This window comes from Candidatus Pantoea formicae (genome assembly GCF_011752625.1).
Taxonomy (GTDB): Bacteria; Pseudomonadota; Gammaproteobacteria; order Enterobacterales; family Enterobacteriaceae; genus Pantoea; species Pantoea formicae.
This window is the reverse complement of the sequence record NZ_VWXD01000004.1, coordinates 116,703-133,562: the sequence shown is the minus strand read 5'-3', so window position 1 is coordinate 133,562 and position 16,860 is coordinate 116,703. Positions and strand designations below refer to the sequence as shown.

The window sequence follows — 16,860 nt, the reverse complement described above, 5'->3', positions numbered from 1 at the left end:
CGCAGAACTCAATGAGCGGCGCAGGCAAAACGCTGAAGTTAAAAAAACAAGAAGATAAGGCCAGCTTTGTAAGCTGGCGTTTTGCGTTGCTGTGCGGCTGTATTTTACTGGCGTTGGGCGGATTGCTGTCACGCGTGGCGTGGTTACAGGTGATTAACCCGGACAAGCTGGTAAAAGAGGGCGATTTACGTTCCCTGCGTGTGCAATCTGTACCCACGGCTCGCGGCATGATTAGCGACCGTGCGGGACGCCCATTGGCCGTTAGCGTCCCGGTTAATGCGATCTGGGCCGATCCAAAAGAGTTGACGGAGCACGGCGGCGTGTCACTGGATAGCCGCTGGAAAGCACTTTCTGATGCGTTGTCGATCCCGCTTGATCAGTTAGCCGCACGCGTCAATGCCAATCCGAAAGGGCGTTTTATTTATCTCGCTCGTCAGGTCAATCCGGCCATCGGTGAATACGTCAAAAAACTCAAGCTGCCGGGTATTTACCTGCGTGAAGAGTCCCGTCGCTACTATCCGGCGGGCCAGGTTACCGCGCACCTGATTGGCTTTACCAACATCGATGGGCAGGGCATCGAAGGCATCGAAAAAAGCTTCGACAAATGGCTGACCGGTGCGCCGGGCGAACGTACCGTGCGTAAAGATCGCTATGGCCGCGTGATTGAAGATATCTCCTCGGTGGACAGCCGTGCAGCGCACAACCTGACGCTGAGCATCGATGAACGCTTGCAGGCGCTGGTTTATCGCGAACTGAACAATGCTGTGGCATTCAACAAGGCCGAATCGGGTACTGCGGTGCTGGTGGATGTCAACACCGGCGAAGTGCTCGCCATGGCAAACAGCCCGGCCTACAACCCCAACAATCTCAGCAATACGCCGAAAGATGTGATGCGTAACCGCGCTATCACCGACATCTTCGAGCCAGGCTCCACCGTGAAACCGATGGTGGTGATGACCGCCCTGCAACGCGGTGTGGTGAAAGAGAACAGCGTCCTGAATACCGTGCCGTACCGCGTGAATGGTCATGAGATCAAAGACGTGGCGCGCTACAACGAATTGACCCTTACTGGGGTTCTGCAGAAGTCGAGTAACGTCGGGGTTTCACGTTTGGCGTTAGCGATGCCCTCCTCAGCACTCGTAGAAACTTACGCGCGCTTTGGACTGGGTAAACCGACCAATTTGGGGCTGGTCGGGGAAAGTAGTGGCTTATACCCTCAAAAACAACGGTGGTCTGACATAGAGAGGGCCACCTTCTCTTTCGGCTACGGGCTAATGGTAACGCCGTTACAGTTAGCGCGAGTCTACGCAACCATTGGCAGCTATGGCATCAATCGCCCGCTGTCTATCACCAAAGTTGACCCGCCAGTGGCGGGTGAACGCGTTTTCCAGGAAGACCTGGTGAGAACGGTGATGCACATGATGGAGAGCGTGGCGTTGCCTGGCGGTGGTGGAGTGAAAGCCGCCATCAAGGGCTATCGCATCGCCATCAAAACCGGTACCGCCAAGAAGGTTGGACCGGATGGACGTTACGTTAATAAATACATTGCTTACACGGCAGGCGTTGCGCCTGCCAGTCGCCCTCGTTTTGCGCTGGTGGTGGTGATCAACGATCCTCAAGCCGGTAAATATTATGGTGGTGCGGTTTCTGCACCGGTGTTTGGCGCCATCATGGGCGGTGTATTACGCACCATGAACATCGAACCGGATGCGCTGCCAACAATTGATAAAGACGAGTTGGTGAAGAACAGAAGTGAGGAATCAAGTGACCGATCGTAACCTGCGCGACTTACTGGCCCCCTGGGTGCCGGGTGCGCCGGCGCGTCCACTCCGTGACATGACACTAGACAGCCGCGCGGCGGCTGCTGGCGATCTGTTTATCGCCGTGGCGGGCCATCATGCTGATGGACGTCGTTTTATTCCGCAGGCTATTGCTCAAGGCGTGGCGGCAGTGATTGCCGAAGCCGAAGGCGAAGCCAGCGATGGAGATATCCGCGAGATGCATGGCGTCCCGGTTATCTATTTGGCGCAGTTGCAGCAGCGTCTCTCTGCACTGGCCGGGCGCTTTTATCAGCAGCCTGCTGAAAAACTCAAATTAATCGGTATCACGGGCACCAACGGTAAGACCACCACCACGCAACTTATCGCGCAGTGGGCCAACCTTTTGGGCGAAACGAGCGCCGTGATGGGCACCGTCGGCAATGGTTTGTATGGCCAACTGGTGCCAACCGAAAACACCACCGGTTCTGCGGTGGATGTTCAGCATGTTTTAAATGATTTAGTCGGGCAGGGTGCCACGCTGGCCGCAATGGAAGTCTCTTCTCATGGTTTGGTGCAGCATCGTGTGGCGGCATTGCCCTTCGCCGCTGCCGTGTTCACGAACCTGAGCCGCGATCACCTGGATTATCACGGTGATATGCAGGGTTATGAAGCCGCCAAATGGCTGCTGTTCTCTGAACACCAGGTTGGCGAAGCTATCATTAACGCCGATGACGAGGTCGGGCGTCGCTGGCTGGAAAAATTGCCGGATGCCGTTGCTGTGACAATGGCTGACAACCTGCAGCCGGGCTGTCATGGCCGCTGGTTGAAAGCGACGGCGGTGAATTATCACGACGGCGGTGCGCATATCCAGTTCAGTTCCAGTTGGGGCGAGGGTGAATTTGACAGTCGCCTGATGGGTGCCTTTAACGTCAGCAACCTGTTACTGGCGTTGGCAACCTTGCTGACGCTTGATTATCCCCTTGAGGCGCTGGTATCAAGCGCGGCACAGCTGCAACCGGTTTGTGGCCGCATGGAAGTGTTCACGGCGCCAGAAAAAACCACCGTGGTTGTGGATTACGCTCACACGCCTGATGCGCTGGAAAAAGCGCTGGAAGCCGCGCGCTTGCACTGCAAAGGCAAGCTGTGGTGCGTATTCGGCTGTGGCGGCGATCGCGACAAAGGCAAACGTCCGCTGATGGGCGCCATAGCTGAACAGTTCTCTGACATCGTGGTGATCACTGATGACAATCCGCGCAGCGAAGAGCCAGCGGCGATTGTGAATGACATCCTGACCGGCTTACTCGATCCGGGTCGTGCCCGCGTCGTCGCGGGACGTGCGCAAGCGGTCACTAACGCCGTGATGCAGGCTCATGTTGATGACATCGTGCTGGTGGCCGGTAAAGGCCATGAAGATTATCAAATCATTGGTAACCGCCGCCTTGATTACTCCGACCGCGACACCGTCGCCCGTTTGCTGGGGGTGATGGCATGATTCCGGTTTCTCTCAAGACGCTGGCAGAAATTAGTGATGGTCAGCTGCTCGGCGCAGACTTGACGATAAATGACGTCACCAGCGACACGCGTAAAGTCACCAACGGCAGCCTGTTTGTGGCGCTGGTGGGTGAGCGTTTCGATGCACACGACTTTGCCAGCGATGCTATTGCTAACGGTGCCAAAGCGCTGCTGGTGAGTAAGCACTTGCCTTTAGATGTGCCGCAAGTGGTGGTGTCAGATACGCGCATTGCCTTTGGCCAGTTGGGTGCCTGGGTGCGTCAGCAGGCGAAAGCGCGTGTGGTGGCGCTAACCGGTTCTTCCGGTAAAACCTCGGTTAAAGAGATGACCGCGGCGATTTTGCGTCAGTGCGGTGAAACGCTGTATACCGCAGGCAACCTAAACAATGACTTTGGCGTCCCGATGACGCTGCTGCGTCTCACCAAAGAGCATGATTACGCGGTGATCGAACTTGGCGCCAATCATCAAGGCGAGATTGCTTACACCACTGATTTAGTGCGTCCCGAAACGGCACTGGTGAATAACCTCGCTGCAGCGCATCTGGAAGGCTTTGGTTCACTGGCCGGAGTGGCGAAAGCCAAAGGCGAAATTTTTGGTGGATTGCCAGTACACGGCACCGCCATCGTCAATGCTGACAGCAACGATCTGGCTAACTGGCAGTCGCAGTTTGTCGATAAAACCCTGTGGCGCTTCTCGCCGCAGCCGATGGCGGATGCAGAATTCCGTGCCAGCGACATTGTGCTGCGTGCAGATGCCACGCTGTTTATCTTGCACACACCGCGCGGTGATATCGCTGTCGAACTGCCGTTACCAGGTCGCCACAATATTGCTAACGCCTTAGCGGCTGCGGCATTAGCCCTCTCGGTTGATGCCCCACTGAGTGCCATTCAATCTGGTTTGAAAACGCTACAACCCGTGCCGGGTCGTTTGTTCCCGATTCGTCTGGCCGCCAATCAACTAGTGCTCGACGACAGTTATAACGCCAACGTCGGCTCCATGACGGCAGCCGCCCAGGTGTTGGGTGATATGCCGGGTTTCCGCGTGATGGTAGTCGGTGATATGGCCGAACTGGGCGATGAGGCTGAACAGTGCCATCAGCAGGTAGGAGAAGCGGCTAAAGCTGCAGGTATCGATTGTGTATTGAGCACCGGCTCGCTGAGCCAACTGATTGGTGAAAGCAGTGGCAAAGGTGAGCATTTCGCCACCAAAGCCGAACTGACTGAACGTTTACGCACATTGCTGTCCCAACATCAGGACATCACTATTTTGGTTAAAGGCTCACGTAGCGCCGCCATGGAGCAGGTCGTCGAGAGCTTACAGGAGAAAGGAACATGCTAGTCTGGCTGGCCGAACATTTGGTCGCACTTTATTCCGGCTTTAACGTCTTCTCATATCTGACGTTTCGCGCCATTGTCAGCCTGCTGACCGCCCTGTTCCTGTCTCTGTGGATGGGCCCACGCCTGATTGCCTGGCTGCAAAAGTTGCAGATCGGCCAGGTGGTACGTAACGACGGCCCAGAGTCACACTTCAGTAAACGTGGTACGCCCACCATGGGCGGCATCATGATCCTCACTTCCATCACCGTGTCGGTGCTTATGTGGGCTTATCCATCGAATCCGTATGTGTGGTGCGTGCTGGCGGTGCTGGTCGGCTTTGGCATCATCGGTTTCGTCGACGACTATCGCAAAGTGGTGCGTAAAGACACTAAGGGCCTGATTGCCCGCTGGAAATACTTCTGGATGTCGGTGATCTCGCTGGGTGTGGCCTTCGCACTCTACGCGGCAGGGAAAGGGACGCCAGCTACCCAACTGGTTGTGCCGTTCTTTAAAGACATCATGCCGCAACTGGGCCTGTTCTATGTGTTACTGGCTTACTTCGTCATTGTGGGTACCGGCAACGCGGTCAACCTCACCGATGGCTTGGACGGACTGGCGATTATGCCAACCGTCTTCGTGGCCGCAGGCTTTGCGCTGGTGGCTTGGGCGACCGGTAACGTGAAGTTTGCTGAGTATCTGCATATTCCGTATCTACGCCATGCAGGTGAATTAGTGATTGTCTGCACCGCGATTGTCGGAGCCGGTCTTGGCTTCCTGTGGTTCAACACCTACCCGGCTCAGGTCTTTATGGGCGATGTCGGTTCGCTGGCACTGGGTGGCGCGTTAGGCACCATCGCCGTGCTGCTGCGCCAGGAGTTTTTGCTGGTGATCATGGGTGGCGTGTTTGTGGTTGAAACGCTGTCGGTGATCCTGCAGGTGGGGTCGTTCAAGCTGCGCGGTCAACGCATTTTCCGCATGGCACCGATTCACCATCACTATGAATTGAAGGGCTGGCCGGAGCCGCGCGTGATCGTGCGCTTCTGGATTATTTCGCTGATGCTGGTGCTGATTGGCCTGGCAACACTGAAGGTACGTTAATCATGGCTGACTATCGGGGCAGAAAAGTCGTCATCATCGGATTAGGCATTACCGGCCTGTCCTGTGTTGATTTCTTCCTCGCGCAGGGCGTGACGCCTCGCGTGATGGATACCCGTGTGTCTCCGCCGGGCCTCGACAAGTTGCCTGAAGCGGTTGAACGTTACGTAGGTGGCATTAACAGCGACTGGTTGATGGCGTCAGACTTGATTATCGCCAGCCCGGGTATCGCTTTAGCGCATCCGGCTCTAAGCGAAGCCGCCGATGCCGGCATCGAAATCGTCGGTGACATCGAACTGTTCTGCCGTGAAGCTCAGGCACCGATTGTCGCGATCACCGGTTCGAACGGTAAAAGCACCGTTACCACGCTGGTAGGTGAAATGGCGCGTGCTGCAGGTTGTCAAGTCGGCGTGGGCGGCAATATCGGTTTACCTGCGCTGACGCTGCTGAAATCTCCGGCACAGCTATATGTGTTGGAACTCTCCAGCTTCCAGTTAGAAACCACCTACAGTCTGAAAGCGGCTGCGGCAACCATTCTCAATGTGACTGAAGATCATATGGATCGTTATCCTTTGGGCATGCAGCAATACCGTGCCGCCAAGCTGCGCATTTATGAAAATGCCAGCGTTTGTGTGGTGAATGCCGATGATGGCATGACCATGCCAGTGCGCGGCGTTGATGCACGTTGTGTCAGCTTTGGGATTAATCTCGGTGACTATCATCTGACCCAGCAACAAGGCAGCACCTGGCTGCGTGCTCAGGGTGAGAAGGTATTGAATACCGATGAGATGACGCTGGTAGGGCAACATAACTTTACCAACGCGCTGGCAGCGCTAGCCTTGGCTGATGCGGTGCATATCCCTCGCGCTTCCAGTTTGAAAGCCCTGACCACCTTTACCGGCTTGCCGCACCGTTTCCAACTGGTGCACGAAGCAAACGGTGTGCGTTGGATTAATGACTCCAAGGCCACTAACGTGGGCAGCACCGAAGCGGCACTGAACGGTTTGCAGGTAAAAGGAACGTTATGGCTGCTGCTGGGTGGCGATGGAAAGGCGGCGGATTTCAGTTCACTGACACCTTACCTGCAGGGCGATAGCGTTCAACTGTTCTGCTTTGGCCGTGATGGCGATGCACTCGCCGCACTGCGCCCGGAAATCGCGACACGCACTGAGACGATGCAGCAAGCCATGGCCTTGATTGCGCCGCAGGTCAAAGCCGGCGATATGGTTCTGCTGTCGCCTGCCTGCGCCAGCCTCGATCAGTTCCGTAATTTTGAACAGCGCGGCGATCAGTTCGCGCAATTGGCGAAGGAGTTGAGCTGATGCGCATTCCTGGAGCCAGTATTGCCAGCTTCCTCTCGGTTCGCTTACGCGATTGGGTGATGGGCGGACGTGAGAACGATGATGCGCCAGTGGTGCTGTACGACCGCACACTGTTGTGGTTGACCTTGGGCCTGGCAATCATTGGTTTCGTGATGGTGACCTCGGCGTCGATGCCGGTGGGCCAGCGTCTTAACGAAGATCCTTTCTACTTCGCCAAACGTGACGCGTTTTATATCGCTCTCGCATTGGGGATGGCGATGGTGACATTGCGTGTGCCCATGGATTTCTGGCAGCGCTACAGCAACGTCATGTTGATGGCGACCGTCGTTATGCTGCTGATCGTGTTAGTGGTCGGCAGCTCGGTTAACGGTGCGTCGCGTTGGATTGCACTCGGTCCATTGCGTATTCAGCCCGCGGAATTATCGAAGTTGTCGCTCTTCTGCTACCTCGCCAGTTACCTGGTGCGCAAAGTGGAAGAGGTTCGCAACAACTTCTGGGGCTTCTGTAAGCCGATGGGCGTGATGGTGGTGCTGGCGGTTCTGCTGCTGGCGCAGCCTGACCTCGGTACCGTGGTGGTGTTGTTCGTCACTACGCTGGCGATGCTGTTCCTCGCGGGCGCCAAGATGTGGCAGTTCCTGGCGATCATCGGTTCCGGTATTTTCGCGGTGGTGCTGCTGATTATCGCAGAACCTTATCGTATGCGCCGTGTGACCTCCTTCTGGAACCCATGGGAAGATCCCTTCGGCAGTGGTTATCAGCTCACTCAGTCACTGATGGCATTTGGTCGTGGTGAGTTTTGGGGGCAAGGCTTAGGCAACTCGGTACAGAAACTGGAGTACCTGCCGGAAGCGCATACTGACTTTATCTTCTCCATCATCGGTGAAGAGTTGGGTTATGTCGGTGTGGTTTTAGCGCTGTTGATGGTATTCTTCGTCGCTTTTCGCGCGATGTCGATTGGTCGCCGTGCTCTGGAGATCGATCAGCGCTTCTCAGGCTTCCTCGCTTGCTCAATTGGCGTGTGGTTTAGCTTCCAGGCGCTGGTTAACGTCGGTGCGGCTGCAGGTATGTTGCCGACCAAAGGTCTGACATTGCCGCTGATCAGTTACGGTGGTTCGAGTCTGATCATCATGTCGACCGCCATCGTGTTTTTATTGCGCATAGATTATGAAACGCGTCTGGCTAAAGCGCAGGCGTTTACCCGAGGTGCTCGATGAGTAGCAAGCGTCTGATGGTCATGGCAGGCGGCACCGGTGGGCACGTGTTCCCGGGCTTGGCCGTTGCCCATCATCTGATCGAACAAGGCTGGCAAGTGCGCTGGCTGGGAACGGCAGATCGTATGGAAGCGGATTTGGTGCCGAAGCATGGCATTGAGATTGAGTTTATCCGCATTAGCGGTTTACGCGGGAAAGGAATCAAAGCGCTGCTGCTGTCGCCGGTTCGCATTTTCAATGCATGGCGCCAGGCGCGTCGCATTATGAAAAGCTGGCAACCGGATGTGGTGCTCGGTATGGGCGGATACGTTTCCGGTCCGGGTGGTTTAGCGGCATGGAGTTGCGGTATTCCTGTTGTGCTGCACGAACAAAACGGCATTGCCGGGCTGACCAATAAATGGCTGGCGAAAATCGCCACCAAGGTGATGCAGGCGTTTCCGGGGGCATTTCCCACCGCCGATGTCGTGGGTAACCCAGTGCGCACAGATGTGCTGGCTCTGCCGTTACCCGCAGTACGTTTGAGCGGACGCACGGGCCCGATTCGGGTGCTGGTGGTTGGCGGAAGCCAAGGCGCGCGTGTCTTGAATCAGACTCTGCCACAAGTGGCTGCGGAATTAGGTGATGCGATTACGCTCTGGCATCAGACCGGGAAAGGTGCTTTAGAACAGGTGCAGCAGGCTTATCGTGATGCCGGGCAGCCACAGCACAAAGTCACCGAGTTCATTGATGACATGGCCGAAGCCTACGCATGGGCCGATGTGGTGGTATGTCGCTCGGGCGCTTTAACGGTGAGCGAAGTGGCTGCCGCAGGTTTACCGGCGATTTTCGTGCCTTTCCAGCACAAAGATCGTCAGCAGTACTGGAATGCGTTGCCGCTTGAAAAAGCAGGCGCAGCCAAAATTTTTGAGCAGCCGCAATTTACCGCGACTGCGGTAGCGGACACGTTGCGCCATTGGGATCGCCCCACGCTGCTGGCGATGGCTGAAAAAGCCCGTCAAGTTGCGATTCCTGATGCCACCGATAGGGTTGCGCAGGAAGTGGCACGCGTCGCGAAATAAATGAATAGGTCGGTGTGACTGGCCTGTACCTAAATGCAGGTACAAACGGAATAAACAGGTAATTGAGACAGATGAATACACAACAATTGGCAAAACTGCGTTCCATTGTGCCCGAGATGCGTCGCGTCCGGCACATTCACTTTGTCGGCATCGGTGGTGCTGGCATGGGCGGTATTGCCGAAGTGTTGGCGAACGAAGGGTATCACATCAGCGGTTCCGATCTGGCACCTAACCCGGTGACTCAGCATCTGGCTTCGTTGGGTGCGACCATTTATTTCAACCATCGTCCGGAAAACGTGACAGATGCGAGTGTGGTGGTGGTCTCGACTGCCGTTGCGCAGGACAACCCCGAGCTGGTGGCCGCGCGTGAGCAGCGTATCCCGGTGATTCGCCGTGCAGAGATGTTGGCTGAGTTGATGCGTTTCCGTCACGGCATTGCGATTGCGGGCACGCACGGTAAAACCACCACCACGGCGATGGTGACCAGCATTTATGCTGAAGGTGGATTAGATCCTACCTTCGTCAACGGTGGGTTGGTGAAAGCAGCGGGCACACATGCTCGTTTGGGCTCCAGTCGCTACCTGATTGCGGAAGCGGATGAGAGTGATGCTTCTTTCCTGCATCTGCAGCCGATGGTGGCGATTGTTACCAATATCGAAGCGGATCATATGGACACTTATCAGGGCGACTTTGAGAACCTGAAACAGACGTTCATTAACTTCCTGCATAACCTGCCGTTCTACGGACGTGCAGTGATGTGTGTTGATGATGTCGTCATTCGTGACCTGATTCCGCGCGTAGGCCGCCAGGTGACCACTTACGGCTTCAGCGATGATGCGGATGTGCGTATTGAGAATTATGAGCAGCGTGGCGCGCAAGGGCACTTCACACTGATTCGCCAGGACAAACCGGTACTGAAAGTGACCTTAAATGCACCTGGTCGCCATAATGCGCTGAACGCAGCGGCCGCTGTGGCGGTTGCCAGCGAAGAAGGCATTGAAGACAACGCGATTCTGGCCGCACTGGAGAGTTTCCAGGGCACAGGTCGCCGCTTTGACGTGCTGGGTGAATTTGATACGGCCGCCGTTAACGGCAACCCGGGCAGCGCGATGTTGGTCGATGATTACGGTCATCACCCAACCGAAGTGGATGTCACAATCAAAGCTGCGCGTGCGGGCTGGCCAGACAAAAAGCTGGTGATGGTGTTCCAGCCGCATCGTTACACACGTACGCGTGACCTGTTTGATGACTTCGCGAATGTGTTGTCACAGGTGGATGTGCTGCTGATGCTGGATGTCTATCCGGCGGGTGAAGCGGCGATTCCAGGTGCGGATAGTCGCTCGTTGTGCCGTGCGATTCGTAGCCGTGGCAAGGTCGATCCGATTTTAGTGTCTGAGCACGACGCATTGCCAGAAGCCTTGGCACCGCTGCTCTCGGGCGATGATCTGGTGATTGTCCAAGGTGCCGGTAATATCGGCAAGATTGCGCGTAAGCTCGCGGAAATTGAATTGCAACCAACTGCAAAACCGGAGGCGCGTCATGGCTGAGAAAGTTGCGGTCCTGATGGGCGGAACTTCAGCAGAGCGTGACGTCTCGCTCAATTCGGGCAGTGCCGTTTTGGCGGGGCTGCGCGAAATGGGCATTGATGCTCATGGCGTTGATACTCGTGATGTTTCTGTTCTGGATCTGAAAAAGCAGGGCTTTGCCAAAGCGTTCATCGCATTGCATGGTCGTGGTGGTGAGGACGGTACGCTGCAAGCGGTACTGGAATTTCTGCAATTGCCTTACACCGGCAGTGGCGTGATGGCCTCCGCCATTACCATGGATAAACTCCGCACGAAATTGCTGTGGCAGGGTAGGGGATTGCCCTCCGGAAAATTTGTGTGGTTGACGCGCCAGCAACATGAGCTAGGTTTGGATGCGGCAACACAGGCGGCGATCGCTGCACTTGGATTACCGTTGTTCGTTAAGCCGAGCTGTGAAGGGTCAAGCGTAGGCATTAGCCGCGTGAACAGCATCGAGGCCTTACCGGTAGCCTTGGAAGAGGCTTTCCGACACGATAATGACGTGTTGATCGAGGCGTTTCTGAGCGGGTCCGAGTACACCGTGGGCATCCTGGGCGATGAGATTCTGCCATCGATCAGAATTAAAACCGCCAGTGAGTTCTATGACTATGAAGCTAAATACATTTCTGACGATACTGAATACTTCTGCCCGAGTGGTTTAAGCGCGGAGCAGGAAGCAGAGTTGCAGACATTGGTGTTAGCAGCATGGCGTGCATTGGGCTGCAAGGGCTGGGGCCGCGTGGATGTCATGACCGACGGAGACGGAAACTTCCAACTGCTGGAAGTGAATACCTCGCCGGGCATGACCAGCCACAGTCTGGTGCCGATGGCGGCCAAGCAGGCGGGTTACCGTTTCCCGCAGCTGGTGGCGCGTATTTTGGAGCTGGCTGACTGATATGTCTCAGGCGGCGATACGTGTAAGAAATCGCGAACCCCAGGAGCGTGCGCGCACCGGGCGTAGCAACGGTGCTCGACTGTTTGGCATCGTGTTCCTACTGATTGTGTTAGGCATCATGGCGGCTGGCGGCCTTGTGGTGTTGAAGTGGATGAATGATGCCTCGCGCCTGCCGTTATCAAAACTGGTGGTGACGGGTGAAACGCATTACACCACGCATGATGACATTCGCCAGGCCATATTGTCGCTCGGCGCGCCGGGGACCTTCATGTCGCAGAACGTGGATGTCATCCAGCAGCAGATTGAGCGTTTACCCTGGATAAAGCAGGTCAGTGTGCGCAAGCAGTGGCCTGATGAGCTGAAGATTAACCTGGTGGAGTACGTTCCAGTGGCACGTTGGAATGACTCGCACATGGTGGACGCCGATGGCGTCTCCTTCAGCGTTCCGGCCAGCCACATCGGGAAAGAGACATTGCCGATGTTGTATGGTCCGGAAGGCAGTGAAACAGAGGTGCTGGCCGGTTATCACACCATGAGTGATGTGCTCCAGGCCAGCAAGTTTACCCTGAAGGTCGCGTCGATGACGGCGCGGCGCTCATGGCAGCTGGTGACCAGTGATGATGTACGCATCGAACTGGGACGCAGCGATACCATGAAGCGTCTGAACCGTTTTATTGAGCTTTATCCGGAGTTGCAACAGCAGGGCCAGAGTCAGAACAAGCGCGTCAGTTATGTCGATTTGCGCTACGACTCCGGCGCTGCAGTAGGTTGGGTTGCCGCACCGGTAGAGCCACAGGACAGTAATCAGCAACAAAATCAGGCACAGGCTAAACCACAATGATCAAGGCAACGGACAGAAAACTGGTAGTAGGACTCGAAATTGGCACCGCGAAGGTGTCCGCCCTGGTTGGGGAAATTCTGCCGGATGGTATGGTCAATATTATTGGGGTGGGCAGTTGCCCGTCTCGCGGTATGGATAAAGGCGGCGTAAACGACCTTGAGTCGGTGGTGAAATGCGTTCAGCGCGCCATCGACCAGGCAGAACTGATGGCTGATTGTCAGATTTCGTCGGTTTACCTTGCTTTATCGGGCAAACATATCAGTTGTCAGAACGAAATCGGGATGGTTCCGATTTCGGAAGAGGAAGTCACTCAGGATGATGTAGAGAACGTGGTACATACGGCGAAATCCGTACGCGTACGCGATGAACATCGTATCCTGCATGTTATTCCTCAGGAATATGCCATCGATTATCAGGAAGGCATTAAGAATCCAGTGGGTCTTTCTGGCGTGCGTATGCAGGCAAAGGTGCACTTAATCACCTGCCACAACGACATGGCGAAAAATATTGTCAAAGCCGTTGAACGATGCGGCCTGAAAGTTGACCAACTGATTTTTGCCGGATTGGCATCCAGTTTTTCTGTTCTGACTGAAGATGAACGTGAGCTGGGAGTCTGTGTTGTTGACATCGGTGGCGGTACAATGGATATCGCGGTTTACACTGGCGGCGCGTTGCGCCACACCAAAGTTATCCCTTACGCCGGAAATGTGGTGACCAGTGATATCGCCTATGCCTTTGGTACACCGCCAACCGACGCGGAAGCGATTAAAGTTCGCCACGGTTGTGCATTGGGCTCGATTGTTGGTAAAGACGAAAACGTCGAAGTGCCAAGCGTAGGTGGACGCCCACCGCGTAGCCTGCAGCGTCAGACGTTGGCAGAAGTGATTGAGCCGCGTTATACCGAATTGCTGAATCTGGTGAATGACGAGATTCTGCAACTGCAAGAGCAACTGCGTCAGCAGGGCGTGAAGCATCATCTGGCGGCCGGTATCGTGCTGACAGGTGGGGCGGCGCAGATTGAAGGCTTGGCCGCTTGCGCACAACGAGTGTTCCACACACAGGTGCGTATTGGTCAGCCACTTAACATCACTGGCCTGACGGATTATGCGCAGGAGCCGTACTACTCAACTGCAGTCGGTCTGCTGCATTACGGCAAAGAGTCACACATGAACGGTGATGCAGAAACGGAAAAACGTGCTTCAGTGGGCAACTGGTTTAAACGTATCAATAGCTGGCTGAAGAAAGAGTTTTAATTTTGAAAAAGGAGATCATGCAGGCAATGTTTATGATCTCCAGGCGACAGGCACATAACGGAGAGAAATCATGTTTGAACCTATGGAATTGACCAATGACGCGGTGATTAAAGTCATCGGCGTCGGCGGTGGCGGTGGCAACGCCGTAGAGCACATGGTACGCGAGCGTATCGAAGGTGTTGAATTCTTCGCTGTAAACACCGATGCACAAGCGTTGCGTAAAACAGCGGTCGGCCAGACGATTCAGATCGGGACCGGCATCACTAAAGGTCTCGGTGCGGGTGCAAACCCGGAAGTCGGTCGTACCTCAGCGGAGGAAGATCGCGAAGCACTGCGTTCTGCGCTGGAAGGGGCAGACATGGTGTTTATTGCCGCAGGCATGGGCGGTGGTACCGGTACCGGTGCAGCACCTGTCGTGGCTGAAGTGGCAAAAGACTTAGGTATCCTGACCGTTGCGGTGGTAACCAAGCCATTCAACTTTGAAGGCAAAAAGCGTATGGCTTTTGCTGAGCAGGGTATCGCAGAACTGTCTAAGCATGTTGATTCACTGATTACGATTCCAAACGACAAGCTGCTGAAAGTGCTGGGTCGCGGTATCTCTCTGTTGGATGCATTTGGCGCAGCCAACGACGTGCTGAAAGGCGCAGTACAGGGTATCGCTGAGCTGATCACGCGTCCAGGCTTGATGAACGTTGACTTCGCGGACGTTCGCACCGTGATGTCAGAAATGGGTTATGCCATGATGGGTTCAGGCGTGGCGTGCGGTGAAGACCGTGCTGAAGAAGCCGCTGAAATGGCCATCTCCAGCCCACTGCTGGAAGATATCGACCTGTCAGGTGCGCGTGGCGTGCTGGTCAACATCACGGCAGGCTTTGACCTGCGTCTGGATGAATTTGAAACCGTGGGTAACACCATCCGCGCCTTCGCTTCAGACAATGCGACTGTGGTGATCGGTACTTCTCTGGACCCAGAGATGAACGACGAACTGCGTGTGACCGTTGTGGCGACCGGTATCGGTATGGACAAGCGTCCAGAAATCACCCTGGTGACCAATAAGCCGGCCACTCAGCCAGTGATGGACCATCGTTACCAGCAGCACGGTATGGCTCCACTGCCACAGGAACAAAAACCTGCGGCGAAAGTGGTCAATGACCAACCTGCTTCATCCAACAAAGAGCCAGATTATCTGGATATTCCAGCCTTCCTGCGTAAACAGGCAGACTAAGAATATCCCGAGAATTGGGATTCTCCGCTCTTTGTGCTAAAGTGTTTGCCCGCCGGTAATTTATACTGGCGGTCGGATGGGTAATATTGCGAGATAATGCGATGATCAAACAAAGGACATTAAAACGTATTGTTCAGGCGACGGGTGTCGGTTTACATACCGGCAAGAAAGTCACGCTGACCTTACGCCCTGCGTCGGCTAATACCGGGGTCATCTATCGTCGCACTGACTTGAATCCACCGGTTGATTTCCCGGCTGATGCAAAATATGTGCGCGACACCATGCTGAGTACTTGCCTGGTGAATGATGAAGGCGTGCGTATTTCGACGGTTGAACACCTGAATGCGGCATTGGCTGGTCTGGGTATCGACAACATTATTGTTGAAGTCGATGCGCCTGAAATTCCAATCATGGACGGCAGTGCTGCGCCTTTCGTCTATTTGCTGATGGATGCAGGTATCGAAGAGCTGAACAGCGCGAAGAAATTCGTACGCGTTAAGCAAACGGTGCGTGTTGAAGATGGCGATAAGTGGGCCGAGATTAAACCTTTCAACGGTTTTTCACTCGATTTTACTATCGACTTTAAGCATCCGGCGATTGACTCAAGTTCGCAACGTTACCAGCTTAACTTCTCGGCCGAGGCGTTTGTACGCCACATCAGCCGTGCACGCACTTTTGGCTTTATGCGTGAAATCGAATATCTGCAGTCTAAAGGCCTGTGCCTGGGCGGTAGTTTAGATTGTGCGATTGGCCTCGATGATTTCCGTGTACTGAATGAAGACGGTCTGCGCTTTGAAGATGAGTTCGTTCGTCACAAAATGCTGGACGCGATTGGCGACCTGTTCATGTGTGGTCATAACGTTATTGGCGCTTTCACTGCGTTCAAATCGGGTCATGCGCTGAACAACAAGTTGCTGCAAGCGGTTCTGGCTAAACAGGAAGCCTGGGAATGGGCGACCTTCGAAGACGAAGCTGAACTGCCACTGGCATTCAAAGCACCCAATTTAGTGCTGGCGTAAGCCAGACAAAATAACGGCAGGTTTCGCTGACACCCTCTCCGGTCAGTGATGCTTGCCGTTTTTTTATTCCTGTAAGACTCATCTCCTTTCTCTGTCGCCACTGGCGAAAGCCTGTACAAAAAAACGTGAATTCTCCCGTAAGCCCTTTAATCACTGGTGTCGTAGCCCCACATAAGTGCTATCATCTGGCGCTCGTATGAGCAGGGTCGTAGATAGCTACGGCGGCTTCATCACTTATTTATTTAACTGTGGACAGGTTGTGATCGGGATTTTCTCACGCTGGCGACAATTAGGCAGACGCTATTTCTGGCCTCATCTCTTGTTAGGGATGGTGGCGGCCAGTCTGGGCTTGCCTGCCTGTGCACAAAGCGCGGAACCCACGGCGACTGATTCGCCGATCAGCAGCCTGTTTGTCGGCAATGTTGTTCATTTCGACCATCTGATTCGGCTGCAGGAAAGTGCACGTCGCCCCAATTTCAATGTCGATTATTGGCATCAGCATGCCATTCGCACGGTTATCCGCCATCTTTCATTCAGCATGACACCGCCCGCTGAAGCGGAGGCTGAACAGGCTGTCCCGCTCGCGGCGCAAAAGCTGGCGCTCATCGACTCGCTGCAGGCTCTACTGACGTCGCCTGCGCAACCCGTTATTGCACGTGAATCGCAGGGAAATCTGCGTCATCGTGAGCCTCAAATCCACACCTCTGCTGACTGGCAGGCTGCTATTCATGGCATCCGCGCCGGACCTGCCATTGTTTAACTGCTAACGATTTTCTACATCCTGTTTT

General features: G+C 54.9%; 14 protein-coding genes. All 14 read left to right on the top strand.

All coding sequences use genetic code 11. From position 1 onward, the window contains the following. The first annotated feature begins 11 nt into the window (after positions 1–11). The 14 genes from ftsI to secM all read left to right on the top strand — a co-directional run bounded on the left by ftsI (position 12) and on the right by secM (position 16,832). A complete protein-coding gene (ftsI, locus tag F3J38_RS13175; protein ID WP_167139055.1) occupies positions 12–1,778 on the top strand; it encodes a peptidoglycan DD-transpeptidase PBP3 in 1,767 nt (588 codons plus the stop codon). Continuing rightward, positions 1,765–3,252 carry a UDP-N-acetylmuramoyl-L-alanyl-D-glutamate--2,6-diaminopimelate ligase gene (gene murE / locus F3J38_RS13170; RefSeq protein ID WP_167139053.1) on the top strand — a complete coding sequence of 496 codons (1,488 nt, stop codon included), beginning with the start codon at positions 1,765–1,767 and terminating at the stop codon, positions 3,250–3,252. Before ftsI ends, murE begins: the two co-directional genes overlap by 14 nt. Further along, a complete protein-coding gene (gene murF, locus F3J38_RS13165; protein WP_167139052.1) occupies positions 3,249–4,610 on the top strand; it encodes a UDP-N-acetylmuramoyl-tripeptide--D-alanyl-D-alanine ligase in 1,362 nt (453 codons plus the stop codon). The genes murE and murF overlap by 4 nt, the downstream gene beginning before the upstream one ends. Next, positions 4,604–5,686, top strand: coding sequence for a phospho-N-acetylmuramoyl-pentapeptide-transferase (gene mraY / locus F3J38_RS13160; protein WP_167139050.1), 1,083 nt, complete (start codon positions 4,604–4,606; stop codon positions 5,684–5,686). Before murF ends, mraY begins: the two co-directional genes overlap by 7 nt. A gap of 2 nt (positions 5,687–5,688) precedes the next feature. After that, positions 5,689–7,005 carry a UDP-N-acetylmuramoyl-L-alanine--D-glutamate ligase gene (gene murD / locus F3J38_RS13155; RefSeq protein ID WP_167139048.1) on the top strand — a complete coding sequence of 439 codons (1,317 nt, stop codon included), beginning with the start codon at positions 5,689–5,691 and terminating at the stop codon, positions 7,003–7,005. After that, on the top strand, positions 7,005–8,219 hold the full coding sequence (gene ftsW, locus F3J38_RS13150; protein WP_167139046.1) for a cell division protein FtsW: 1,215 nt from the start codon (positions 7,005–7,007) through the stop codon (positions 8,217–8,219). The genes murD and ftsW overlap by 1 nt, the downstream gene beginning before the upstream one ends. Then, a complete protein-coding gene (gene murG / locus F3J38_RS13145; RefSeq protein WP_084933904.1) occupies positions 8,216–9,274 on the top strand; it encodes an undecaprenyldiphospho-muramoylpentapeptide beta-N-acetylglucosaminyltransferase in 1,059 nt (352 codons plus the stop codon). Before ftsW ends, murG begins: the two co-directional genes overlap by 4 nt. A gap of 71 nt (positions 9,275–9,345) precedes the next feature. Then, positions 9,346–10,821: a UDP-N-acetylmuramate--L-alanine ligase gene (murC, locus tag F3J38_RS13140; RefSeq protein ID WP_167139045.1), complete on the top strand. Its 1,476-nt coding sequence runs from the start codon at positions 9,346–9,348 to the stop codon at positions 10,819–10,821. Then, positions 10,814–11,734, top strand: coding sequence for a D-alanine--D-alanine ligase (locus F3J38_RS13135; RefSeq protein ID WP_167139043.1), 921 nt, complete (start codon positions 10,814–10,816; stop codon positions 11,732–11,734). Before murC ends, F3J38_RS13135 begins: the two co-directional genes overlap by 8 nt. 1 nt (position 11,735) lies before the next feature. Then, positions 11,736–12,575, top strand: coding sequence for a cell division protein FtsQ (gene ftsQ / locus F3J38_RS13130; RefSeq protein WP_167139041.1), 840 nt, complete (start codon positions 11,736–11,738; stop codon positions 12,573–12,575). Continuing rightward, a complete protein-coding gene (gene ftsA, locus F3J38_RS13125; protein ID WP_007888634.1) occupies positions 12,572–13,828 on the top strand; it encodes a cell division protein FtsA in 1,257 nt (418 codons plus the stop codon). Before ftsQ ends, ftsA begins: the two co-directional genes overlap by 4 nt. A gap of 70 nt (positions 13,829–13,898) precedes the next feature. Beyond that, positions 13,899–15,053, top strand: a complete 1,155-nt coding sequence (ftsZ, locus tag F3J38_RS13120) for a cell division protein FtsZ (protein ID WP_039329333.1) — start codon at positions 13,899–13,901, stop codon at positions 15,051–15,053. A 101-nt stretch (positions 15,054–15,154) separates the two neighbouring features. Beyond that, positions 15,155–16,072 carry a UDP-3-O-acyl-N-acetylglucosamine deacetylase gene (gene lpxC, locus F3J38_RS13115; RefSeq protein ID WP_167139039.1) on the top strand — a complete coding sequence of 306 codons (918 nt, stop codon included), beginning with the start codon at positions 15,155–15,157 and terminating at the stop codon, positions 16,070–16,072. Between the two features lie 259 nt (positions 16,073–16,331). Continuing rightward, the gene (gene secM, locus F3J38_RS13110) at positions 16,332–16,832 is read left to right on the top strand and encodes a secA translation cis-regulator SecM (RefSeq protein WP_369411006.1); all 501 of its coding nucleotides are present in this window, start codon (positions 16,332–16,334) and stop codon (positions 16,830–16,832) included. The last annotated feature ends 28 nt before the right edge of the window (positions 16,833–16,860 follow it).

Excerpts from the sequence above, each read along its gene's own strand:
- ftsI (WP_167139055.1), top strand. The coding sequence starts at position 12 with ATGAGCGGCGCAGGCAAAACGCTGAAGTTAAAAAAACAAGAAGATAAG.
- murF (WP_167139052.1), top strand. The coding sequence starts at position 3,249 with ATGATTCCGGTTTCTCTCAAGACGCTGGCAGAAATTAGTGATGGTCAG.
- mraY (WP_167139050.1), top strand. The coding sequence starts at position 4,604 with ATGCTAGTCTGGCTGGCCGAACATTTGGTCGCACTTTATTCCGGCTTT.
- murD (WP_167139048.1), top strand. The coding sequence starts at position 5,689 with ATGGCTGACTATCGGGGCAGAAAAGTCGTCATCATCGGATTAGGCATT.
- ftsW (WP_167139046.1), top strand. The coding sequence starts at position 7,005 with ATGCGCATTCCTGGAGCCAGTATTGCCAGCTTCCTCTCGGTTCGCTTA.
- murG (WP_084933904.1), top strand. The coding sequence starts at position 8,216 with ATGAGTAGCAAGCGTCTGATGGTCATGGCAGGCGGCACCGGTGGGCAC.
- murC (WP_167139045.1), top strand. The coding sequence starts at position 9,346 with ATGAATACACAACAATTGGCAAAACTGCGTTCCATTGTGCCCGAGATG.
- F3J38_RS13135 (WP_167139043.1), top strand. The coding sequence starts at position 10,814 with ATGGCTGAGAAAGTTGCGGTCCTGATGGGCGGAACTTCAGCAGAGCGT.
- ftsQ (WP_167139041.1), top strand. The coding sequence starts at position 11,736 with ATGTCTCAGGCGGCGATACGTGTAAGAAATCGCGAACCCCAGGAGCGT.
- ftsA (WP_007888634.1), top strand. The coding sequence starts at position 12,572 with ATGATCAAGGCAACGGACAGAAAACTGGTAGTAGGACTCGAAATTGGC.
- ftsZ (WP_039329333.1), top strand. The coding sequence starts at position 13,899 with ATGTTTGAACCTATGGAATTGACCAATGACGCGGTGATTAAAGTCATC.
- lpxC (WP_167139039.1), top strand. The coding sequence starts at position 15,155 with ATGATCAAACAAAGGACATTAAAACGTATTGTTCAGGCGACGGGTGTC.